Raw genomic sequence first — 22,083 nt, 5'->3', positions numbered from 1 at the left:
TTGCGGGGGCGTGTCAGCCGCCGTGTTTGTCGGCTTCCGACGTGAATGCGTCGGCAAAAAACTCTTCCGGCGGCAGGCCGCGCTGGGCGCTGTAGGCGTCACGGGCGGACTCGACCACGATGGGCGCGCCACACGCATAGACCTGGTGACCTGAGAGATCCGCAAAGTCGTCCAGCACCGCCTGGTGCACAAAGCCTGTGCGGCCGGTCCAGCCGTCCTCGGGCAGCGCATTGGAAATGACCGGAACGTAGCGCAACCACGGCAATTCGGCCACGCGGGCCTGCACCCAGTCGGCCAGGTACAGATCGCCAGGGCGACGGCCGCCCCAGTACAACACGGTGGGGCGGCTGATGCCCTTGAACTGCAGGTGCTCGATCAGCGCCTTGATGGGGGCAAAGCCGGTGCCGGATGCCAGCAGCACGATGGGCTTGTCGGAGTCTTCGCGCAGGAAAAAACTGCCAAACGGACCTTCGACACGCAGGATTTCCTTCTCCTTCATCGCCCCAAACACATGGTCGGTGAACTTGCCGCCGGCCATGTGTCGAATGTGCAGCTCCACACCCGGTGCCTCTGCCTGGGTGTGCGGCGCGTTGGCCATCGAGTAAGCGCGTCGGGTGCCGTCGCGCAGGATGAACTCAATGTACTGGCCCGCGTGGTATCGGAAGGTGTCTGCGGCAGGCAGCTGCAGGCGCACCTGCATCACATCGTCTGATTTCTTTTCGAGCGAGGCCACGCGCACCGGCATCTTCTTGACGGGGTAGGCGCTTTCGTCGGTGACCTGGCGCGATTCGAGCACCACGTCGGACAGTGGCTGTGCGCAGCAGGTCAGCACCAGGCCTGCGGCCTCTTCATCGGCCGTGAGGGCCTTGGATTGGTGGGCGCCGTGCTGCACGGTGCCGCTGAGTTTTTTGCACTTGCACGAGCCACAGGCGCCGTCCTTGCAGCCGTAGGGCAGGCCCACGCCACTGCGGATGGCGGCGGCCAGGATGGCTTCGCCCGCATTGGCACTGAAAGCGCGGCCACTGGGCTGCACGGTGATCTGAAACGCTGCGGTGGTGGCAGCCTCGGCGCTGGTCATGTGTGGGTATCCTTGGAGTCGTCTCTAGCTAAGCAAACGGACCCGATTTTGCCCTCAAACCAGAACCCCCTCGGCGCGCTGCCAGCGCGCTTTCGTCGCGAACGCCTGCTCATCGTGGGCTGTGGTGATGTAGGTCAACGGGTGCTGCGCCATCTGCAGACGGGCCCCGGGGCCGGGCGCATGCAGGTGCTGACACTGACCTCCAGCGCTGGGCGGGTGGCGGAGCTGCGGGCACAAGGGGCCCGGCCTCTGGTGGGCAATCTGGACGATGCGGGCACCTTGCGCAGGCTGTCCGGCCTGGCGACGCGGGTGCTGCATCTGGCGCCCCCGCCGGGGGAGGGCGCAGGGGGCGATGCCTGGTGGCGTGACCCCCGTACCGTGGCGCTGACTCGCGCGCTGCGGCTGCGCACCTTGCCAATGTCGTTGGCCTACGCGTCCACCAGCGGTGTGTATGGCGACTGCCAGGGGGCCCTGGTGCCAGAGACTCGGGCCGTGGCCCCCGGCACACCTCGCGCCCAGCGCCGTGTGAATGCCGAGCGCGCCGTGCGCCACTTGGGCCGTGCCGGCGTGCGGGCCACCGTGTTGCGCATTCCGGGCATCTACGCCCCCGACCGCGAGGGCGGTACGCCGGAGGCCCGCTTGCGCCGGGGCACGCCTGTGCTGGTGGCCGAGGACGATGTGTTCACCAACCACATCCATGCCGAAGACCTGGCGCGCGCCTGCATGGCGGCTGTGTGGAAGGGGCGTCCGCAGCGCGCCTACAACGTGAGCGACTCCACCCACATGAAGATGGGCGACTACTTTGATCTGGCGGCTGATCTGTATGACCTGCCTCGCCCGCCGCGCGTGCCTCGCAGCACAGCGCAAGAGCAGCTGTCGCTGATGCTGCTGAGTTTCATGAGCGAATCGCGCCGGCTGGACAACCAGCGCATGCTGCGCGAGCTGGGTCTGCGGTTGCGCTACCCCAGTGTGGCCGAGGGGTTGCGAGCCTGAGAGGCTGGAGAAATCCGCGCTCTCCTCACCTTGCCCACATGGGCGCCCGATCAACGGGGGTAGCTATTGCCCTGGGCGTCGTAGCAGCGGAACACGTTGCACTGTGTGAATTTTTTGGGGGTGGGCGCCGGCGGCTGCACGGGCGTAGGCCGCACCGGGTAATGCGGTGGGGGCACGACGACTACCGGCGTCGTGGTGCTAGTTGACCGTGGGCGGGACTTCTCCACCTCCGCATAGCCCTGAGGGCCCAGGCAGTCCAGGTCGACCTGCCGCTGCGCCGCCTCCACCCGCAGGTTTTGTTCGTAGCCGCCGCCGGTGACACTGCTCAACACCACATCCAGGTTGCGCCGTGAACGGGCGCACTCCGGGGAGCGTGCGTAGTCTGTGGTTTTGGCAGGAGCGGTCTGGTCGCGTTGTGTATTGCGCCGTGATTCGGTCTCGGCAGCGGTCGCCTCGGCCTGCAAGCGCTGCTGTTTGCGCGCCAGCGCCTCGGCGGCTTCTTCGCGCTCCTGCTGGATCTCCTGCGGAGTTTTGCGGGCCTCCACCTCACGCACGGTGGTGCCGCTGGCGCATTTGCCGTCGGTGTAGGTGACCTTGCCCGTGGCAGCGTCGGTGCAGCGCACCACCTGCGCCTGGGCACCCAATGGAGGTAGTGCACCCAGAAAGACCACGCACAGGCCAGCGATAAGGGTATGGGTACGTGGTTTCATGGTGGCTGGAGAGTTGTGGGGGGTAGCGGGGTCAGCGCCAGGCCATCACGGCTTGTCCGGGCTGTTGGACTGCTGACGGGAGCGCCAGTCGTACGGACTCGGGGTGTAGCTGTCGGGTGCCAGGCGGCCGGGGCGGTTTTCGCGGTTGCGGCGGTCTTCGGCAGCGCGGCGATCCCGTTCGGCCTGCTCCCGGCGGGCCTGGTCCTGTTCTCGGGCTCGGCGATCCAGTTCACGGGCCTGCTGGTCGCGGCGTTCGCGTTCGCGGGCTGCCCGGTCGCGCTCAGCGCGGTCACGGTCACGCTCTCTTTCGCGCCAGTCATTGCGGTTACGGTCGTTGTCCCACCGGTTGTCGTCACGGTCACGTCCGCCGTAGTAGATGGCGGGCGGTGGCGGCGGGGCCGAATAGATCACGCCAGGCGCACGGTACACAGGCGGCGCCTGGTACACCGGCGGCGGGGCACTGTAGATGTAGCCTGGCTGTTCGTACACCGGGTAGCGCGGAGAGTCGTAATAAGGGTCGCCCGGCACGGTGGCACACCCCGTCACCAGGGCCCCCAGGACCGTGGCGGAAAGAATGCGGGTGATGGTGTAGGTCATGGTGATCAGACTCCGGCCGGGTGGGCGCGTTCCGCCTTGTCCGTAAAGCCCATGAAAAGCGCTCCGGTGGAGCGTTACAAATTTCAGGGGTCTGGCACAGGGGGCCAATCACTTTAGCGCGCGGGGACGGCTTTTGGTTGACTCGGCGCATGCACAGGTGCCGATGGAGGCTGTAACAACCCGTGAATATGGGGCACGCCTGCTGCTTGATATCGTCAAAAATGATAGCTATCAGAGTACGTTTTACGGACGCAATCAACTGATTCAACCAAAAAATCGGACCCGCAAAAAACAAACGGCCCCGCAAGGCCGTTGTGTTCCAGCGGATAGGGCGCTGGTTTACTTGGGCAGTACGCGGCGGATGGTCTCCGCCAGGTCTTCCGCCACAAACTTGGCTACATAGCCATCGGCCCCGACGCTGCGCACATGGTCTTCGTTGGCCGAGCCCGACAGCGAGGAGTGGATGACCACCGGCAGCCCATGAAAGCGGGCGTCCTGCTTGATGTTGCGCGTCAGCGTGAAGCCGTCCATCTCCGGCATTTCCAGGTCGGTCAGCACCATGGCCACGCGGTCAAGCACCGTCTTACCCTCGGCCTCGGCACTTTTGGCGATGGCATTGAGCCGGTCCCAGGCCTCCTTGCCGGATTTCACCATTTCATACGGCGCGTTGAGCACCTTGAGCTCTTGCTCGATGAGCGAGCGGGCCACGAACGAGTCGTCCGCCGCCAGGATGATGCAACCAGGCTTGAGCTTGAGCTTGGCGCCCACCTTTTCCTCTGTGACCTCGTGACCGTCAGAGGGCGAGATCATCTGCAGGATGGCTTCCACGTCCAGCACCTGCGCGAGGCGGGACTCGTCGGTGTTGCCGTCCAGACGGGCAATGCTGGTCACCAGCTTGCCAGCAGCGCCGCTGGTTTCCGCCGACAGCACCTGTTTCCAGTCCAGGCGCACGATGTCTTCCACCGACTCGACCGCAAACGCCTGGGTGGTGCGTGCGTACTCTGTCACCAGCATGATGTTCAGGCCCGTCTGTGGCTTGCAACCCACGATGGAGGGCAGGTCCAGCACCGGAATCACCTGTCCGCGCAGGTTCACCACCCCGAGCGAATGGGCCGTGGTGCCCGCAATCGGCGTGATGCTGGGCATGGCCACGATCTCGCGGATCTTGAAGACATTGATACCGAACAGCTCGGACTTGCCCAAGGCGCTGTCGATGCCCAGGCGAAACAGCAGCAGCTCGAACTTGTTGGTGCTGGTGAGGTTGGTCCGCTCGTCGATGTCCTGCTGGATGGCTTTCATGTTGGATCCTTCGCGCGGTAATGAAGATACGAAGATACGCGCTTTTACAAATTCTAGGACCCAAACGGCACGCGCAGTGCGCTAAATCTTCAGGCAATACCCGAATAGTGCGCTGCAGCATCCGTGCGTGGCGGCGCCGTCACACCCTGTCCGGCGTGACCGGCTCAAAGTGCACAACGGTGGGGAACGGATCGTAAAAATGGTGCAGCAGCCCTTTCCACTCCTGGTACTGGGCGGACTGGCGGAAACCCACCTCGTGGTCGGCCAGGGTGGCCCAGCGCACCAGCAGCACATAGTCCTGTGGCCGCTCCATGCAATGCCCCAGCTCATGGGACAGGTAGCCGGGCATGGAGGCAATGATGCGCTGCGCCTGGGCAAACGCCTGTTCAAACGCGCTGTTCTGGCCGGGGCGGATGGTGAGGTGGGCAATTTCCAGAATCATGGGGGTGGCCTGAGGGGTGGATGGGGCAGGGGATCAGACCACATTGCTGCGCTGCGTGGGCTCGGGCTGGGCTGCGGTGGCCTTCATGCCGTCCGCCAGGCGGTGCAGCAGACCGAGCAGGGGCGCGTCCGACGGGTCGCAGGCCAGGCCGATGTGGCGCGAGAAGGCCAGGGGCCCGTCCAGCGGGCGGGTGAGCGCGCGGCGCGCCTGGGCTGCATGCGACTGCGGCACCACGGCCAGGCCCATGCCCGCGTCCACCATGTGCAGCAGCAGCTCCTCGCGCGCGGCGCTGGCCTGCACCTGCAGCGCAATCCCCCGCTCGGCCAGCAGACGGATGAAGGACTGGTGCAGTGGGCAATAGGGCCACTCGATGAGGGGCAGGTTTTCAATGTCTGCCAGGCCAAAGCGCTTTTTGAAGCGCAGCGGGTGCTGCTCAGGCACCAGCATCACATAGGGCTCGTGCCACAGCGGCACAAAGGTGTCGCCCGGCGGCTTGCAGTGCTCGGCCACCATGCGCAGCCGCGCCTCTTGCGCGCTGGCGGTGAGCCGCACCATGGTGTGGGGCAGCTCCTGCGCGATGTGTGCGAACAGGGGCGTGGCCTGCTGCACCATCAGGTCGTCCTGCAGGAAGATGCCCAGCGTTTCACGTGGTGCATCGCGAAAGTCGCGCACCATGGCGCTGGACTGGGCCAGCAGGCTGCAGGCGCGGGGGTACAGCCGGTGCGCGGCAGGTGTGGGGGCCAGGCCCTGGCGGCTGCGCTCGAACAGGGTGGTTTCGAGCGCATCCTCCAGCCCCTTGATGGCCATGCTGATGGACGGCTGCGCCACAAAACAGCGGCGCGATGCGGCCGTGACCGAGCGCTCTTCATAGGCCGCTACAAAGTAGCCCAGGGCGCGCAGGTCAAACAGCATGGTGGCGGAGCCTTTCTTGGATCGGGTTGTCAGACCGGGGTGATGGTGGTGACGGTCTCGCGGAAATAGTCCACCTGGCCGTTCTGCGAATGGCTGGTGATCCAGGTCACGGATTCCACTTCGCGCTGTTGTACCGCATAAAAGAAGCGCTGGTGAAAGTGCGTGAGCACCCAGTCGTTGCCCAGCGGCTGGCTGTGGGTGTGCAGGATCTTCGTGCCGCGCGGGAACACCTCCACCCCCAGGCGCTGCACCACGGTCATCGCCTCGGCCTTGTTGCGGGCGATTTGCCAGCTGGTGTCGGCATCGTCGCGGTAGTGGTCGATGCGGAAGTCCACATCGTCGGCAATGGTGGCCAGCAGTGTGGGCACGTCCTGCTGCTCGAAGGCGGTCAGCACGCGGTCGATGGGGAAGGTCAGTGGCGGGTTGGTCGTCATGTCGGGTCTCCGGTGGGTGGTGGGGGCAATCCATCAAACAAACCCTGGCCAGGGAGCCGCAACTGTAGGCAGAGCGCGGCGCCCACACAACGATGGAATTTGTGGGTCCGTGCGATAAAAAATCGATGGGTGCCGACGAGCAAGGCTCGGAGCGGCTCACAAAACCCAGCGTAGCGGTTCTGGCTAGGCGCTGCGTCGCAGGCAGTGCGAGCGGTACGACAAGACGCGGCAAAGACGCCAGAAGCGTTTTGTTGGCCGCTCTCAGTCCGAAATACCGGGCACCTGCCGCAGGTAGGCATGTAGTGCCGCGATGGACTGGCGCACCTTGGCGGGCTGGGCATCGCGTTGGGGCGTGACGGCCCAGATGTCCAGCGTGCCAAACGACCAGTCGGGCAGCAGGCGCACCAGCCGGCCGGCCTGCAGTGCTTCGTGCGAATCCATGCTGCCCACCAGCGCCAGGCCCAGCCCGGCCTCGCACATCTGCTGGATCGAGAGCTGGTTGTTGCTGGCAATGCGCGGCTCCACCCGCAGTGCGCGCGGCTCGCCGCTGGGACTGCGCAGGTCGATGAGCAACCCGCCCACCTCGCGCGCGAAGCCCAGCCAGCTATGGGACAGCAGCGCATCCGGGTGCTGGGGCACGCCGTGTGCGGCCACCCATTCGGGTGATGCGCACAGGTACCAACTCATGCCCCCCAGGCGCCGGGCCGCCCAGGTCGAATCCGCCAGGCGCCCGTAGCGTACGGCCAGGTCGATGCGGGCGTTGATGAGGTCGATGGTGGAGTCGTCCACCAGCAGCCGCAGGCGCAGCGCCGGGTGCGCGGCCAGCAGTTCACCCAGGGCGGGTGCGATGTGCCGCGCAAACCCCACGGTGGCCGACATCCGCAATTCGCCACTGGGCGCATCGCGGGAGGCTGCCAGCTCGGCGCGCGCTTGCTCCGCCGCCGCCCACATGGCAGCGCAGCGCGCGTGGTAACGCTGGCCCGCCTCGGTGAGCGCCAACTTGCGCGTGGAGCGGTGCAGAAGCGTCACGCCGCCGTCGCTTTCGAGCTTGCGCACCTGCTGGCTCACCGCCGAAGTGCTCATGCCCAGGGCGCGCGCGGCGCCGCTCATCGAGCCGTGCTGCACCACCGAGGCAAAAACAGCCATGCGTTTGAGGTCTTCCATGCGTTTGATTGTGAAGCACAGCTTCAAAGATAAGGCAGTTTTAGCCATCTACCGCCTGTTTTGACAAGCTCCTATTCTCACTACATCACAACTTTGACCCCAAGGACATCGATATGAACATCGCCCTGATTGGCGCCACCGGTTTTGTCGGCTCGGCCGTGCTGAACGAACTGCTGCAACGCGGCCACCGTGTGACCGTGCTGGCCCGCAACCCGGGCAAACTCGCTGCCCGCGAGGCGCTGACGGTGGTCGCCGCAGACGCGCAGGACGCCACCCAGGTGGCCCAGGCTGTTGCGGGCCACGACGCGGTGGTGAGCGCCTACAACCCCGGCTGGACGGTGCCAGACATCCACGACCAGTTCCTGAAAGGCACGCGCGCCATCATCGACGGCACCAAGGCCGCCGGTGTGCGCCGACTGCTGGTGGTGGGCGGCGCAGGCAGCCTGTTCGTGGCGCCCGGCGTGCAGCTGGTGGACACGCCCCAGTTCCCGGCCGAATGGAAGCAGGGAGCCCTGGCAGCCCGCGAGGCGCTGAACTGGATCCGTACCGAAAACACGCTGGACTGGACCCTCCTCTCGCCCCCCATCCTGCTGCAGCCCGGCGAGCGCACCGGCCAGTACCGCCTGGGCGACGAGGCCCCGCTGATGAACGGCGACCAGCCTGGCAGCATCAGCGTGGCCGACCTGGCGGTGGCAATGGCCGACGAACTGGAAACACCACGCCACGTGCAAAAGCGTTTCACGGTGGCCAACTGAACAGCGCTTAGGGGTGAGTAACTCCTGATTTGATAGCTGCAAGCGCAATATCCACTAGCGCTTGCGGCACTTTTTGCTTCAAAACCGCTGGTTCATCCCGTAAACCACCGCATCGGCACCAGCACGAGGGACGGGAACAGCACCATCAGGAACATCACCGCAAACTGCGCCACCATGAACGGGATGACGCCCCGCGTGACGTCGTCCATGCGCATCTTGCCCACGCCCGCCACCACATTCAGCACGGTACCGACTGGCGGGGTGATGAGCCCGATGGCGTTGTTGATGATGAACAGCACGCCGAAGTAGACCGGGTCGATGCCTGCCGCCTTCACCACCGGCATCAGCACGGGCGTGAGGATGAGGATGGTGGGCGTCATGTCCATGGCGGTGCCCACGGCCATCACCAGCACCATGATGGCGATGAGCAGCAGCGTGGGGTGTTCCATCAAGGGCTTGAGCAGGCTCACCAGCTGACGCGGGATATCCGCCACGGTGATGAGCCAGGCGCTGACCATGGCGGCCGCCACCAGGAACATGATCACCGCCGTGGTCTTGGCGGCGCTAATGAATACGTCGGTGAGCTGGCGCCAGTGCAGCTCGCGGTAGACCAGAGTGGCCACCAGCAGCGCATAGACCGCCGCCACCGCCGCCGCTTCGGTGGGGGTGAACACGCCCATCTTCAGGCCCACGATCACGATCACCGGCAGGAACAGTGCCCAGGTCGATTCCTTGAGCGCCTGCAGCTTTTCGGCGGTGGAGGCTTTGGGTGGCGGTGTGACGTTTTCGCGCTGCGAGACCCAGTACCAGGTGATTGCAATCGCCAGCCCCATCAGCAGCCCCGGCACGATGCCTGCCAGAAAGAGCTTGCTGATCGACACGTTGGCCGCCACGCCAAACACCACGAAGCCGATGGAGGGCGGGATGACCGGCGCGATGATGCCGGCCGAGGCAATCAGCCCGCCTGCGCGCGCCTTGTCGTGCCCGGCCTTCACCATCATGGGCAGCAGCAGGGCGGCCAATGCTGCGGTGTCGGCCACAGCCGAGCCCGACAGTGCTGCCAGCATGCAAGCCGCCAGGATGGCCACAAAACCCAGCCCCCCGCGCTTGTGCCCCACCAGCGTGAGCGCGAGCTTGACGATGCGCTGCGACAGACCGCCCACATTCATGATCTCGCCCGCCAGCATGAAAAAGGGCACGGCCAGCAGCGGAAAGCTGTCGGCCCCGTTGATCACGTTCTGCGCCAGGATCTGTGCGTCAAACAGGTCCAGGTGCCACATGAGGGCGACGCCGGAGACCAGCAGCGCATAGGCGATCGGCACGCCGATGGCCATGGCGGCCAGCAGGGAGCCGAGGAAGATAAAAACGGTCATGGAAGAGCGCTCCAGGTCATTGCGGTGTGGGGCTCACTGGCGTGAGGCCATGGGCGCAGGGGCTGTGTGCGGCAACTGGCTGCCCACGGCGGCCAGTTCTTCGGATTCGGCGATGTGCACCAGCTCGCTGTCCGGCATCTGCCCCGACACAATCCGCCACAGGTCCAGCGCCAGCAGCAGGCCCGCCGCCACGGCAAACACCACACCCGACGCATAGAAGATGGCCATGGATGCACCGGTGACTGGCGCATCCACATCCCAGTTGATGCGCGCCTGTGCCAGCGCGCCGCTGAAGAGCAGCCAAGTGCACCAGATCATCAGCGCGTAGCTGATGGCGAGGCAGATGCGCTGGCCCTGCGGCGGCAGGCGCGCCAGCAGAAAGTCCGTGCCCAGGTGGCCCCGCTCGCGCACCGCCACGATGGCGCCCAGGAAGGTGATCCACACAAACAGCCAGCGCGAGACCTCCTCGCTGATGGCGATGCCGGAGTTGAACGCGTAGCGCAGCACCACGTTGCCAAACACCATCACCACCATCACGGCCAGCGCCAGGGCAATGAGCAGGTTGATCCAGCGGCAGCAGCGGTCGATGAAGGCATTGAGCATGGGGTTGTCTCCTGCTTTCTTTTGACTCAAAGCGCTGTGCCCTGCAGCAGCCCGCGCTGCGCCAGGTTGGTCATGAAGGCGCGCAGGCCAAAGCGCCAGGGCGGCGCGGCCTCGCTGTGCGCCACGCGGTTGTGCAGTCCGCCCAGCCAGGCGCTCTGGATGGACACAAGATCGCCCAGGTGGTGGGTGAAGCCGCCGCCCGGCTGGCCGCGGTCTTCGATGGGGGCAAACAGCGTGCCCAGGAACAGCATGAACCCGTCCGGATACTGGTGCGCAGCCAGGGTCTGCGCCACCAGGTCGGTGGGGTCGCGGCTGATGCTGGCCATGGTGTTGATGCCGCGCAGCTCAAAGCCGTCCGCGCCAACCACACGCAGGTGCACGGTTTCATTGCGCACCTGCTCCAGCCCGAAGCTGCCGTCAAACAGGCGGAGGAACGGGCCCAGGGCGCACGACGCGTTGTTGTCCTTGGCCTTGCCCAGCAGCAGGGCGCTGCGGCCCTCGATGTCGCGCAGGTTCACATCGTTGCCCAGCGTGGCGCCCACGATCTGGCCCCGGCTGTTCACGGCCAGCACCACCTCGGGCTCGGGGTTGTTCCAGGCCGAATCGGAGCGGATGCCGATGTCGTCCCCGCAGCCGACGGACGCCAGCACCGGCGCCTTGGTGAACACCTCGGCATCGGGGCCAATGCCCACCTCCAGGTACTGCGACCACAGGCCTTTGTCTTGCAAGAGCGCCTTGAGGCGCATGGCCTCGGGCGAGCCCGGGCGGATGTCCGCCAGGTTCTGGCCGATCAGGCCGATGACCTGGGTGCGCAGGCCCTGCGCGCGGGTGGCGTCGCCGCGTGCCTGCTCTTCGATCACGCGCTCGATAAGGCTGGCGGCAAACGTCACGCCCGCCGCCTTCACCACTTGCAGGTCGCACGGGGCCAGCAGCCAGGGGCGGCTGGCGTCACGCGTGCCGGGCAGGCTGTTGGCCAGCAGGTCTTCCACGCTGCACAGGTACTGGCCGGGGGCGCAGCGCGCAGCCTCTGCCGGTGCCAGGGTGTCGAGCAGCGTGCTCATGGTGGGGTAGTGCGCGCTGAGGTCAAACACACCTTCGGGCCGCAGTGCTACCACGGCCGGGCCGGGCACGGCACCATTGGGCACCCACACCCGGCCCACCAGCGTGCCTTGCAGGCCGTCGTCGGGTAGCACTTGCAATGCGGCCTGGGGCGCACGGGCCCGTTCGGCAACTGCCGCTGCCGTCATGTTGTTCATGGAGAGTCCTTCGAAAAAGTCCGGGAAGGCGCCAGTGGCCTACCCGTTCGTTGTCAGTGGTTGTGGCGTGGCGTCTTTTCGGAGATGCGCTGAAATTCCAGCGCAAAGTCCAGCGTGGCGCCATCGGCCAATTGCCCTGTTTTCTCGCGGTACAGCGCCTCCCAGGGCGACTGGCTCGCGGGCACGGGTGGGGCGGGCAGGTCGCGTTGTCGGCGCGCGATTTCCTCGGGGGCGACCAGCGCATCGCAGCGACCGGTGTTCAGGTCGATGCGGATGGTGTCGCCGCTTTGCAGCCAGGACAGGCCCCCGCCCACGGCGCTCTCGGGCGATGCGTTCAGGATGGACGGGCTGTCTGCCGTGCCCGACTGGCGTCCGTCGCCCAGCGTGGGCAATGTGTTGATGCCGCGCCGGATCAGCGCATCGGGCGGCTGCATGTTCACCACTTCGGCCGAGCCCGGCCAGCCGATGGGGCCCGCGCCGCGCATCACCAGGATGCAGCCTTCGTCAATGTTCAGTGCCGGGTCGTTGATGCGGGCGTGGTAGTCGCCCGCACCCTCAAACACCACAGCACGGGCTTCAAAGATGCCTTCCGCGCCCGGCTGGCTGAGGTAGCGCTGGCGAAAGGCTTCGGAGATCACCGAGGTCTTCATGATCCCGAAGTCGAACAGGTTGCCGCTGAGCACCATGAACCCCGCCTTGTGCATGAGCGGGTTGCTGAAGGGGCGGATCACCTCACGGTCGTGGGTCTCGCGGCCTTGCAGGTTCTCGCCCACCGTCTTGCCGGTCACGCTGGCGCAGTCGGCATGCAGTTTGCCGGCCTGCTGCAGCTCCCACATCAGCGCGGGCACGCCGCCTGCGCGGAAGAAGCGTTCACCCAGAAACTGCCCCGCAGGCTGCATGTTCAGCAGCAGGGGCAGGTCGTAGGCGTGGTTGGTCCAGTCTTGCGCTTCCAGCTGCACGCCCGCGTGGCGCGCCATGGCCATGATGTGCACCTGGGCGTTGCTGCTGCCGCCCGCCACGCTCACCACTGACAGCGCGTTCAGAAAGCTCTCGCGCGTCAGGATGCGCGAGGGGCGCAGGTCTTCATACGCCATTTCCACGATGCGACGCCCGGTCTCGTAGGCCATCTGGCCGCGCTCGCGGTAGGGCGCTGGAATGGCCGCGCAGCCCGGCAGCGACAGGCCCAGCGCCTCGGCCACGGCGTTCATGGTCGATGCCGTGCCCATGGTGTTGCAGTGCCCGGCCGAGGGCGCGCTGTTGCAGGCGCGCTGCAAGAATTCTTCCTCATCAATCTCGCCCGCCGCGAGCTGGCGGCGGCTGCGCCAGATGACGGTGCCCGAGCCCACCAGCTGCCCTTCGTGCCAGCCGTCCAGCATCGGCCCGCCCGAGAGCACGATGGCCGGGATGTCCACGGTGGACGCGGCCATGATGCCCGCCGGTGTGGTCTTGTCGCAGCCCGTGGTCAGCACCACGGCATCGATGGGGTAGCCGTACAGGATCTCCACCAGCCCCAGGTACGCCAGGTTGCGGTCCAGCGCGGCCGTGGGCCGGCGGCAGTTTTCAAAGATGGGATGGACGGGGAACTCCATCGGTATGCCGCCCGCATCGCGGATGCCGTCGCGCACGCGGCGCGCCAGGTCCAGGTGGATGCGGTTGCAGGGCGACAGGTCACTGCCCGTCTGCGCAATGCCGATGATGGGTCGGCCCGAGCGCAGCTCTTCGGGCGTGAGCCCATAGTTCATGAACCGCTCCAGGTACAGCGCGGTCATGTCCGAGCGCTCGGGCGCGGCAAACCATTCGCGGGAGCGGAAGGGGCGGCGGGGTGTCTTTGTCATGGGGTCGAAGCGTCGCAAAAGAGGGGCTGGGCGTAGCCAGAAGCTGCGCCCTGTGGAACGAACCAAGCGCTTACTTGCTGCCCCGCGCCTTCGCCAGCTCGCCCATCATTTCGCTGGTGGTCTCTTCACCAAACTCCTTGCCGTACTTGGCCAGCACGGGCTGCAGCTTGGTGCGCAGCTTGGCCTGCTCGGCGGCGGGCAGCTCGGTGATCTGCATGCCGGCCTTCTTCAGCTCGCCCAGGGCGGTTTCGCTGAAGGCGCGGATGGTCTTGCGCTCGAACAGCGTGGCCTCACGCGCGGCCTCCTGCACGATCTTCTTTTCGTCGGCCGAGAGGCCGTCCCAGGTCTTCTTGGAGATGAGCAGCACCCAGGCGCTGTACATGTGGCGCGACAGCACCAGGTGCTTTTGCACCTCATAGAACTTGCTGGCCAGGATGGTGGCGGGCGGGTTCTCCTGGCCGTCCACGGCCTTTTGTTCCATGGCGGTGTACAGCTCGGTGAACGGCATGGGCGTGGCGTTGGTGCCCAGGGCGTTGAAGGTGTCCAGGAACAGGGGGCTCTGTATCACACGCAGCTTCAGGCCCGCCAGATCGTCGGCTGTGTTGATGGGGCGGCGCGAGTTGGTCACATGGCGGAAGCCGTTTTCCCAAAAGCCCAGGCCGATCAGGCCCTTGTCCGGCAGCATGGCCAGCAGTTTCTGGCCGAAGGGGCCGTCGAGCAAGGCGTCGGCTTCTGCCTCGGTGTTGAAGGTGAGCGGCAGGTTCAGCACGCCAAAGGGCTTGATCAGCGACATCAGCGTGGACGAATCGGGAATCGTCATCTCCAGCGTGCCGCCGCGCAGGGCCGAGGTCATGCTCACGTCGTTGCCCAGGGCGCCGCTGGCGAACAGCTTGGCGTTCATCTTGCCGCCGCTCTTGGCCTGCAGGCGCTCGGCAAAGTGGCGCACGGCCTGGGCCTGCGGGTGGTCGTCGCTCAGGCCAATGCCGACCTTGAAGGTGTGTTCCTTGACTTGGGCCGAGACGGGGGCGGCGAGGGCGGCCAGCAGCGCGGCGGCAAGCGCCAAGGATTTGGCGAGGGAATGGAATTGCATGGTGTCTTGTCTCCGTTGGAATGGCGGGACCCCGCTGGCGAGGCCGTCGGCGTATGCAGCTTTTTTGGGCAAGCCGTCATGAACGCAAGGCGAAGGTTAGGTTTCGCGCCCTGCCGGGTCCACTGAATGTTTTGCGACAATCCATTCCAAACGCTTATGAGTCCAGACGAATTTCCGGGTAAACCCTTGTCTTTGGCGCAGGCCTGCGCGCGGCTGCGCTTTCGGCATTTGCAGTTTTTGGACATCCTGGGCCGCACGCGCAACCTGCGGCTGACGGCCGAGCAGATGCACGTTACGCAGCCTGCTGCCACCAAGATCCTGATGGACATCGAGGAGATCCTGGAGGCGCGCCTGTTCGACCGCCTTTCGCGCGGCATGCGGCCCAACGAGCTGGGGCTTTTTACGCTGCGCTACGCCAGCGCAGCGCTCGATGGGCAGCGCAAGTTTGTCGACGAGTTCAACGCCCTCAAGCAGGGCGGCCACGGCCATGTGACGGTGGGCGCCATCACCGGCTCGGCCGCGCATGTGCTGGTGGCCTCGGTGGTGGAGATCCAGCGCCTGCGGCCCCTCTTGGTCATCAAGATCCTGGAGCAGAGCAGCGACCAGCTCATTGCCTGGCTGGCCGAGCGCAAGATCGACCTGATGATCGGCCGCTTCACCACCGAGGACCAGCGCAGCCAGTTCCACTACGAGCACCTGTCCGCCGAGCCGCTCCATGTGGTGGGTGGGCAGCACCACCCGCTGCGCGGCGCCACCGACCTGTCGCTCACCGAGCTGGCCCACTGGCCGTGGATTCTGTACCCCGCCTCCACGGCCGTGCGCAAGGTGTCGGACGACCTGTTTGGTGGCGCGGGCCTGGCGCTCACGGCGGGGGTGGTGGAGACGCCATCCTTCCTGTTCGCGCTGGAGCTGATGAACACCACCCACATGATGTCTCTGCAGCCCGCTGCGCTGATCCAGAAATACGTGGACCGGGGCCTGCTCTCGCGCATTCCCGTCGAGCTGCCCGACCGCATGCCCAGCTATGGCCTCATCACCCGCCTGGGCGAGCCGCCCACGCCCTCGGCACAGGCCTTTATCGACGTGCTGCGCGACACGGCGGGTGTGGCGCCGGACGTTTTGGGGGAGTAGCAAGGCCCGCGCTATGCCTGGCCCCTTTCGATAACCAATGGTTATTGGAAATTGGGGCGGCCAGGCCCTGCCGTTATGCTCTGCGCCCTTTCCTGCCATCCAGACCTTTTTCTCCATGACCGACGCACCCGACACGCCCGACACCATCCAGGAACCCCGCTGCTGGAGCGATGGGCTCTGGACGGCGCAGGTCATCAAGAACGAAGACGACGATGGCTGGGCCGTGTCCATGACGCTGAAGGGCGAGGCCGAACCCGCGCTGGTGGGCCCCTGGACCATGGGCCGCGACAAGAAGAACCCCAAGCCCCTCGATGTGTCGGCCTTCCACACCCTGGTCAAGACCGCCAGCGAAGTGGTGCGCCGCCATGAGCAGCAACTGCACGCGCAGCTGAACAAGAGCGTGCACATCACCACCGCAGACGGCCAGCGCCTGCGCGTGGCGCTGGCCATCGTGCCCGATGAGGAAGGCGCCACGGCCACGCTGAGCGCGCAGGACGAGCTGGGTGAAGAGGTTGCCCGTGCGTCCGCGCCGCCCACCTTCAAGCTCACGCCCGCCAGCGCAGCGGCCTGGGCCGAAGGCGGGTTTCAGCGCGTGCGCTGAGCAGACTTCGGCATTCAATACAGCCCACAGCCGCAGAAACCGGCACTGCCAGTGCAGGCAATCGCCTGCGCGACGGCGTACTGCGTGCCCGCCGCCTAAAATCCCACCCGTCGGCCCCGGATGACCGTCGGGGCCGACAGCGTTCTCAGGGCGGGGCGGAATTCCCCACCGGCGGTATTTGTTGGCTGAAAAGTCGGCAACAGCCCGCGAGCGCCTGCGGTTCCGTTCTTCGGATCGGCCTGCAGGGTCAGCAGATCTGGTGCGAAACCAGAGCCGACGGTCACAGTCCGGATGAAAGAGATCGCGAAACCCACAGCTCCCGCCATGGGTGGCTGGGCCTTTGGCATTTGCCTGCGTGCTTTGTTGCGCGCTGGCATGGCGCAGGGCCTGCGCCGCCCTGTGCAGGCGCCGTGTTCGCGCGCGCCCTGATTCTGGTATGACCTGTTTTGAGGAACCCATGAATCAGTCTTCGTCACCTTCCATTTCCCCCCTGGCTCCCGTCGCTGCCCACCGTGGCGCCCGCGTGGCTATCATCAGTGCCAGCTGGCACCAGGACATCGTGCACCAGGCCCGCGACGCGGCCCTGGCCGAGTTTGACCGCCACGGCCTGCCCCCCGCGCAGGTGGCGCTGTTCGATGTGCCCGGTGCGTTCGAGATTCCGCTTTTGGCCCGCAAGCTCGCGCGCAGCGGGCGCTACGACGCCATCGTGGCCTGTGCGCTGGTGGTCAACGGCGGCATCTACCGCCACGAGTTCGTCACCACCGCCGTCATCGACGGGCTGATGCGCGTGCAGCTCGACACCGAGGTGCCTGTGATGTCGGCCGTGCTCACGCCGCGCGACTTCCACGACCACGAGGACCATGTGCGCTTCTTCCGCGAGCATTTTGTGAAGAAGGGCACTGAGGTGGCCCAGGCCTGCCTGCAGACCATGGCCTACCTGCGCAAGCTGGCCTCGCCCACGCTGGCCACCGTGCAGCAGGCAACCCCTGCGCTGGCTGAAGCCTGAGAAGGCGCCATTTGCTACTATTTATGTAGCTATTGGCATTTGATGCACTAGCGCTTCAAGCCGATTAGGCTTGAAATGGCTGCTCCGCTTCAGCCTGCGGCCAACCGGGGCTGGTGGTGGCCCGGTGCGGGCATGCTGGCCTGTCTGGGGGGGGGGGCGTCGGTGTCTGCCAGCCGGAACACCGCCACTGCCTGCACCAGCTGCTGCGCCTGCACCTTGAGGCTGTCGGCGGCGGCGGCGCTCTGTTCGACCAGCGCGGCGTTCTGCTGCGTGGCCTGGTCCATTTCGGTGATGGCGTCCCCTACCTGGGCCACACCTGCGCTTTGCTCGCTGCTCGCGGCGCTGATCTCGCCCACGATGTCGGTCACGCGGCGGATGGCGCTCACCACCTGGTTCATCGTGGCTCCCGCCTTGTCCACCAGCGTGGTGCCCAGTTCCACGCGCTCCACGCTGGCGTGGATCAGGGTCTTGATCTCCTTGGCGGCCTCGGCACTGCGCTGCGCGAGGCTACGCACCTCGCCCGCCACCACGGCAAAGCCCCGGCCTTGTTCGCCGGCGCGGGCGGCTTCCACGGCCGCGTTCAGCGCCAGGATGTTGGTCTGGAAGGCGATGCCATCGATCACGCTGATGATGTCGGCGATCTTGCGGCTGCTGTCGTTGATGCCCTTCATGGTCGTCACCACTTCGGCCACCACATCACCGCCCTGCACGGCCACGGTGCTGGCGCTCACAGCCAACTGGTTGGCGGTACGCGCGTTCTCGGCGTTGGCCTGCGCGGTGGAGCTGAGTTCTTCCATCGATGCCGATGTTTGCTCCAGCGCGCTGGCCTGCTGTTCGGTGCGGGCGCTCAGGTCGTTGTTGCCCTGCGCGATCTCGGTGCTGGCGGCGGCCACGCTGTCGGCGTTGTTGCGCACATTGCTTACCACCTGCGACAGGCTGATCTGCATGTCGTGCAAGGCATTGAGCAGCAGTGCGATCTCGTCCTTGCCCTGCACGTGCCGTGCCACCGTCAGGTCGCCGCTGGCCACGGCCTGCGACACGCGCACCGCGTTGTCCAGCGGGTTCACCACGGTGCGGCTGAAGGCAATGGCGCCTGCTATGCCCAGCGCGCACACCACCAGCATCACCACCAGGCTGATGGTGGTGGCCCGCTGCGCTGCATTGGCGGCGCGCTCGGCCACTTCGCTGCTGGCCTTGGCGATCAGGCCACCGGCCTGGTCCAGCAGCTGCGAGGGCTCGCGGTCCATGCCCGCCACGGCCTTGTCGCCGGCTTGCGGGTCGTGGTCGGCTGCCTTGAAGGCCTCAAACCCTTGGCGGTAGGCGGCGCCCATTCGCTCATGCGCTTGCGCAAACTGGGTCACGCGCTCTCTGCCTTCGCCAGCGGGCAGTGCGGCGATGAGTTTTTGCGACTCGTCCTTAATGGCCTTTTCCTGCTTTTCAAACGCGGCCCAGTAGCGCGTGAGCTGGGCTGGGTCCTTGCCGCGCAACAGCACGTTCTTCCACTCCTGCACCTGTACCTTGAAGTTATTGAGCATGCCGGCCGCCATGCGCTCGTGCTCGAAGCTCTGGGCCACGGTGGTCTGGTAGGTGTCGAGCGCCTGGTTCAGGCGGCTGATGCCAAACAGCGCCGCTGCAAACAGCAAAAGCAGCGACACGGTGAAGGCCAGGGGGAGCTTGAGGCTGAGCTTCATGGGGAACTCCTGTGGGGTCCACGATTCGCCGCTGGGGCGGGGCAAAGTGCATGCGGCCCAGCTGGACTTCCCCGTACGTTGCGGCGGTTGTCCCACTGCGCCTCTCGTCTCGGTCAACCGGCGCGTGCTGTGCGCCGCGCCGGAGAGATTCCCGATGCCATTATGGAGAGATGTGTAATTTTTTGTACATCTCTTTTTGCCAAGACTAAATCGCGCTCAGGCGCCGCGAGTGGCTGAGCTTGTTATGAAATTGATAGCGATGGGTGCTTATTGGACAAGCGCCAGGGCCTGATTGGATTCATGCAGTGCCAATAAAAACGCCTTGCCGGTGAGGGCAAGGCCGTTCAATGGCGGGGGCGTTGCGCAGCTCGGTGCCGCGTGGGTTTGGCTACAAAACCCCGCTGGCCCGCAGCGCAGCGATGCGCGCCGGGTCCAGCCCCATTTCGCGCAGCACTTCATCGGTGTGCTGCCCCAGTGCCGGCGGCGCATTGCGCAGCACCGGTGGCGTGGCCGACAGGCGCAGCGGGCTGGCCACGCCGGTGATCTGCTGCACCTTGTCGGTGGCTGCCTCGCCGTCCTTCCAGCGCGGCAGCGTCACGGCCAGGCCACGGGCCTGCACCTGCGCGTCGTCAAACGCCTGGGCAATGGTGTTGATGGGGCCGCAAGGCACGGCCTTGTCTTCCAGCAGCGTGATCCATTCGGCTGTGGTGCGCGTGCGGGTCACGGCCTCCATGGCGGGGATCAGCGCGGTGCGGTTTTGCACGCGCAGTGTGTTGGTGGCATAGCGCGGGTCGCTGGCCCACTGGGGCTGCTCGGCGGCGGCGCAAAAGCGCTGGAACTGCCCGTCGTTGCCAATGGCCAGCAGCATGTTGCCGTCCTGCGTGGGGAAGTCTTGGTAGGGCGCGAGGCTGGGGTGGCTGTTGCCCATGCGGCCGGGCGCCTTGCCGGTGGCGAGGAAGCCCGAGGCCTGGTTGGCCAGCACGGCCATGCCCACGTCGAGCAGCGCCATGTCGATGTGCTGGCCCTGGCCCGAGCCATTGGTGGCGTTGTCGCGCACGTGCAGCGCGGCCAGGATGGCGTTGCTGGCATACAGGCCGGTGAACAGGTCGATCACGGCCACGCCTACGCGGATGGGGCCGCCGCCGGGCTGGCTGTCGGCCTGGCCGGTGATGCTCATCAGGCCCGTCATGGCCTGCACCATCAGGTCGTAGCCTGCGCGCTCGGCGTAGGGCCCGTCTTGCCCGAAGCCGGTGACGGAGCAGTAGATGAGGCGCGGGTTGAGCGCGCGCAGGCTCTCGTGGTCCAGGCCGTATTGCTTGAGGCCACCGACCTTGAAGTTCTCCACCACGATGTCCGCCTCTTGCGCCATCTGCCGGATCAGCGCCTGGCCCTCGGGCGAGGCCATGTCGATGGTGACCGAGCGCTTGTTGCGGTTGCAGGCGGTGTAGTAGCTGGCCTGGTTGGTGTCGTTGCCCTCGGCGTCTTTCAAAAAGGGCGGACCCCACTGGCGCGTGTCGTCGCCCACGCCGGGGCGCTCCACCTTGACAACGTCCGCCCCCAGATCAGCCAGCACCTGGGTGCACCAGGGGCCCGCGAGCACGCGGGAGAGGTCGAGCACCTTGATGCCTGCGAGGGCGCCGGGAGAGGTAGAGGGGGTGGTCATGGTGTGGTGTACTATGAAATTGATAGCTGTCAGCGCATGATTGACTGGCGCTACAAGGCAAAAACACCGCAAAGGCGGTGTTTTTGCCGGTTTTCGGGGCGCAGGCCGATCAGTTGGCGAACGCTGCGATGCCCGTCTGGGCGCGGCCCAGGATGAGGGCATGCACATCGTGCGTGCCTTCGTAAGTGTTCACCACTTCCAGGTTCACCAGGTGGCGGGCCACGCCGAATTCGTCGCTGATGCCGTTGCCGCCCATCATGTCGCGCGCCAGGCGGGCAATGTCCAGCGCCTTGCCGCAGCTGTTGCGCTTGATGATGGAGGTGCCTTCCACGCTGGCCGTGCCCGCATCCTTCATGCGGCCGAACTGCAGACAGGCCTGCAGGCCGATGGCGATCTCGGTCTGCATGTCGGCCAGCTTCTTCTGGATGAGCTGGTTGGCAGCCAGGGGGCGGCCAAACTGCTTGCGGTCCAGCGTGTACTGGCGGGCAGTGTGCCAGCAGAACTCGGCCGCGCCCAGGGCTCCCCAGGCAATGCCGTAGCGCGCGCTGTTCAGGCAGGTGAAGGGGCCCTTGAGGCCCTGCACTTCAGGGAACGCGTTTTCTTCGGGCACGAACACATCGTCCATCACGATCTCGCCGGTGATGGAGGCGCGCAGGCCCACCTTGCCGTGGATGGCGGGGGCTGTCAGGCCCTTCATGCCCTTTTCCAGCACAAAGCCGCGGATGGGGCCCACGGCGCCGCCTTCGGACACTTCCTTGGCCCAGACCACGAACACGTCGGCCACGGGGCTGTTGGTGATCCACATCTTGCTGCCCTTGAGCTTGTAGCCGCCATCGACCTTGTAGGCGCGCGTGGCCATGCTGCCAGGGTCAGAGCCGTGGTCGGGCTCGGTCAGGCCAAAGCAGCCGATCCACTCGCCGCTGGCGAGCTTGGGCAGGTACTTCTGGCGCTGGGCTTCGCTGCCGAATTCATAAATGGGCACCATCACCAGCGACGACTGCACGCTGGCCATCGAGCGGTAGCCCGAGTCCACACGCTCCACTTCGCGGGCGATCAGGCCGTAGGCCACATAGCTTAGGCCGGGGCCACCGTATTGCTCGGGGATGGTGGGGCCCAAGAGGCCCACTTCGCCCATCTCGCGGAAGATGCTCACGTCCATCTTTTCGTGGCGGAAGGCGTCCAGCACGCGGGGTGCCAGCTTGTCCTGGCAATACGCTGCGGCGGCGTCGCGGATGGCGCGCTCGTCGTCGGTCAGTTGCTGGCTCAGGAGGAAAGGGTCATCCCATTGAAAAGCGGCGTGGGCCATGTGTGTCTCCAGGTCGGAAAGGGGGGGAAGAAAAAAACGAATCTGGAACGCATCGTAGGCCTTGGGGTGGTGGCCCGCAAGCGAGTTCTTTTCATCCAGACATGCGTTTATGGAATGTATGGAATACTGGCGGCTAGCTAAGCC

At 66.0% G+C, this 22,083-nt stretch carries 21 protein-coding genes and 1 riboswitch; of the genes, 5 read left to right on the top strand and 16 right to left on the bottom strand.

All coding sequences use genetic code 11. The features are described 5' to 3' along the window. Positions 1-13: 13 nt before the first annotated feature. A complete protein-coding gene (locus ATF69_RS00645) occupies positions 14-1,078 on the bottom strand; it encodes a CDP-6-deoxy-delta-3,4-glucoseen reductase (RefSeq protein ID WP_146869569.1) in 1,065 nt (354 codons plus the stop codon). 48 nt (positions 1,079-1,126) lie between these two features. Here ATF69_RS00645 and ATF69_RS00640 point away from each other — a divergent pair, with 48 nt between their 5' ends. Continuing rightward, complete coding sequence (locus ATF69_RS00640; protein WP_146869568.1) at positions 1,127-2,071, top strand: NAD-dependent epimerase/dehydratase family protein; 945 nt, start codon at positions 1,127-1,129, stop codon at positions 2,069-2,071. A 50-nt stretch (positions 2,072-2,121) separates the two neighbouring features. On the opposite strand, the gene ATF69_RS00635 is transcribed toward ATF69_RS00640, so the two are convergent. The 7 genes from ATF69_RS00635 to ATF69_RS00605 all read right to left on the bottom strand — a co-directional run bounded on the left by ATF69_RS00635 (position 2,122) and on the right by ATF69_RS00605 (position 7,629). Then, positions 2,122-2,781, bottom strand: a complete 660-nt coding sequence (locus ATF69_RS00635) for a DUF4124 domain-containing protein (protein WP_056066723.1) — start codon at positions 2,779-2,781, stop codon at positions 2,122-2,124. 45 nt (positions 2,782-2,826) lie between these two features. Beyond that, a complete protein-coding gene (locus tag ATF69_RS00630; protein WP_056066726.1) occupies positions 2,827-3,378 on the bottom strand; it encodes a hypothetical protein in 552 nt (183 codons plus the stop codon). A 339-nt stretch (positions 3,379-3,717) separates the two neighbouring features. Next, positions 3,718-4,677 (bottom strand): chemotaxis protein, encoded by a 960-nt coding sequence (locus tag ATF69_RS00625; RefSeq protein ID WP_015015359.1) that lies wholly within the window; start codon positions 4,675-4,677, stop codon positions 3,718-3,720. Between the two features lie 139 nt (positions 4,678-4,816). Beyond that, a complete protein-coding gene (locus ATF69_RS00620) occupies positions 4,817-5,119 on the bottom strand; it encodes an antibiotic biosynthesis monooxygenase family protein (protein ID WP_116747734.1) in 303 nt (100 codons plus the stop codon). 33 nt (positions 5,120-5,152) lie between these two features. Beyond that, the gene (locus ATF69_RS00615; RefSeq protein ID WP_146869567.1) at positions 5,153-6,031 is read right to left on the bottom strand and encodes a LysR family transcriptional regulator; all 879 of its coding nucleotides are present in this window, start codon (positions 6,029-6,031) and stop codon (positions 5,153-5,155) included. A 29-nt stretch (positions 6,032-6,060) separates the two neighbouring features. Further along, a complete protein-coding gene (locus ATF69_RS00610) occupies positions 6,061-6,465 on the bottom strand; it encodes a hypothetical protein (protein WP_146869566.1) in 405 nt (134 codons plus the stop codon). Between the two features lie 261 nt (positions 6,466-6,726). After that, positions 6,727-7,629, bottom strand: a complete 903-nt coding sequence (locus tag ATF69_RS00605; protein ID WP_146869565.1) for a LysR family transcriptional regulator — start codon at positions 7,627-7,629, stop codon at positions 6,727-6,729. 113 nt (positions 7,630-7,742) lie between these two features. Here ATF69_RS00605 and ATF69_RS00600 point away from each other — a divergent pair, with 113 nt between their 5' ends. Further along, positions 7,743-8,384, top strand: a complete 642-nt coding sequence (locus ATF69_RS00600; RefSeq protein ID WP_146869564.1) for an NAD(P)-dependent oxidoreductase — start codon at positions 7,743-7,745, stop codon at positions 8,382-8,384. A 92-nt stretch (positions 8,385-8,476) separates the two neighbouring features. Here ATF69_RS00600 and ATF69_RS00595 read toward each other — a convergent pair whose 3' ends face one another. From ATF69_RS00595 to ATF69_RS00575, 5 genes are all read right to left on the bottom strand, one after another. After that, positions 8,477-9,757, bottom strand: coding sequence for a TRAP transporter large permease subunit (locus tag ATF69_RS00595; RefSeq protein ID WP_146869563.1), 1,281 nt, complete (start codon positions 9,755-9,757; stop codon positions 8,477-8,479). Positions 9,758-9,790: 33 nt separating this feature from the next. Continuing rightward, on the bottom strand, positions 9,791-10,360 hold the full coding sequence (locus ATF69_RS00590; RefSeq protein WP_146869562.1) for a TRAP transporter small permease: 570 nt from the start codon (positions 10,358-10,360) through the stop codon (positions 9,791-9,793). A gap of 26 nt (positions 10,361-10,386) precedes the next feature. Continuing rightward, positions 10,387-11,616: a fumarylacetoacetate hydrolase family protein gene (locus ATF69_RS00585; RefSeq protein WP_208758674.1), complete on the bottom strand. Its 1,230-nt coding sequence runs from the start codon at positions 11,614-11,616 to the stop codon at positions 10,387-10,389. A 53-nt stretch (positions 11,617-11,669) separates the two neighbouring features. After that, positions 11,670-13,451 (bottom strand): IlvD/Edd family dehydratase, encoded by a 1,782-nt coding sequence (locus ATF69_RS00580; RefSeq protein WP_146869561.1) that lies wholly within the window; start codon positions 13,449-13,451, stop codon positions 11,670-11,672. A 70-nt stretch (positions 13,452-13,521) separates the two neighbouring features. Next, positions 13,522-14,541, bottom strand: coding sequence for a TRAP transporter substrate-binding protein (locus tag ATF69_RS00575; RefSeq protein ID WP_146869560.1), 1,020 nt, complete (start codon positions 14,539-14,541; stop codon positions 13,522-13,524). A 156-nt stretch (positions 14,542-14,697) separates the two neighbouring features. On the opposite strand from ATF69_RS00575, the gene ATF69_RS00570 reads away from it, so the two are divergent. The 3 genes from ATF69_RS00570 (at position 14,698) to ATF69_RS00560 (ending at position 17,279) form a co-directional block, all read left to right on the top strand. Beyond that, entirely contained in the window at positions 14,698-15,672 is a 975-nt protein-coding gene (locus tag ATF69_RS00570; RefSeq protein WP_146869559.1) for a LysR family transcriptional regulator, read from the top strand. A gap of 115 nt (positions 15,673-15,787) precedes the next feature. Continuing rightward, positions 15,788-16,273 (top strand): hypothetical protein, encoded by a 486-nt coding sequence (locus ATF69_RS00565; protein ID WP_146869558.1) that lies wholly within the window; start codon positions 15,788-15,790, stop codon positions 16,271-16,273. A gap of 137 nt (positions 16,274-16,410) precedes the next feature. Further along, positions 16,411-16,580, top strand: a riboswitch (FMN riboswitch). Positions 16,581-16,730: 150 nt separating this feature from the next. Then, on the top strand, positions 16,731-17,279 hold the full coding sequence (locus ATF69_RS00560; protein ID WP_146869557.1) for a 6,7-dimethyl-8-ribityllumazine synthase: 549 nt from the start codon (positions 16,731-16,733) through the stop codon (positions 17,277-17,279). A gap of 89 nt (positions 17,280-17,368) precedes the next feature. Here ATF69_RS00560 and ATF69_RS00555 read toward each other — a convergent pair whose 3' ends face one another. The 3 genes from ATF69_RS00555 to ATF69_RS00545 all read right to left on the bottom strand — a co-directional run bounded on the left by ATF69_RS00555 (position 17,369) and on the right by ATF69_RS00545 (position 21,939). Next, a complete protein-coding gene (locus ATF69_RS00555; protein ID WP_244303616.1) occupies positions 17,369-18,970 on the bottom strand; it encodes a methyl-accepting chemotaxis protein in 1,602 nt (533 codons plus the stop codon). A gap of 388 nt (positions 18,971-19,358) precedes the next feature. After that, positions 19,359-20,633 carry a CaiB/BaiF CoA transferase family protein gene (locus tag ATF69_RS00550; RefSeq protein ID WP_056748254.1) on the bottom strand — a complete coding sequence of 425 codons (1,275 nt, stop codon included), beginning with the start codon at positions 20,631-20,633 and terminating at the stop codon, positions 19,359-19,361. 109 nt (positions 20,634-20,742) lie between these two features. Beyond that, entirely contained in the window at positions 20,743-21,939 is a 1,197-nt protein-coding gene (locus ATF69_RS00545) for an acyl-CoA dehydrogenase (protein WP_015015345.1), read from the bottom strand. Positions 21,940-22,083 lie beyond the last annotated feature (144 nt).

The organism is Acidovorax delafieldii (assembly GCF_007993815.1).
GTDB lineage: Bacteria > Pseudomonadota > Gammaproteobacteria > Burkholderiales > Burkholderiaceae_C > Acidovorax > Acidovorax delafieldii.
The sequence above is the reverse complement of the archived record's forward strand: the minus strand, read 5'-3'. Positions and strand labels throughout refer to the sequence as shown.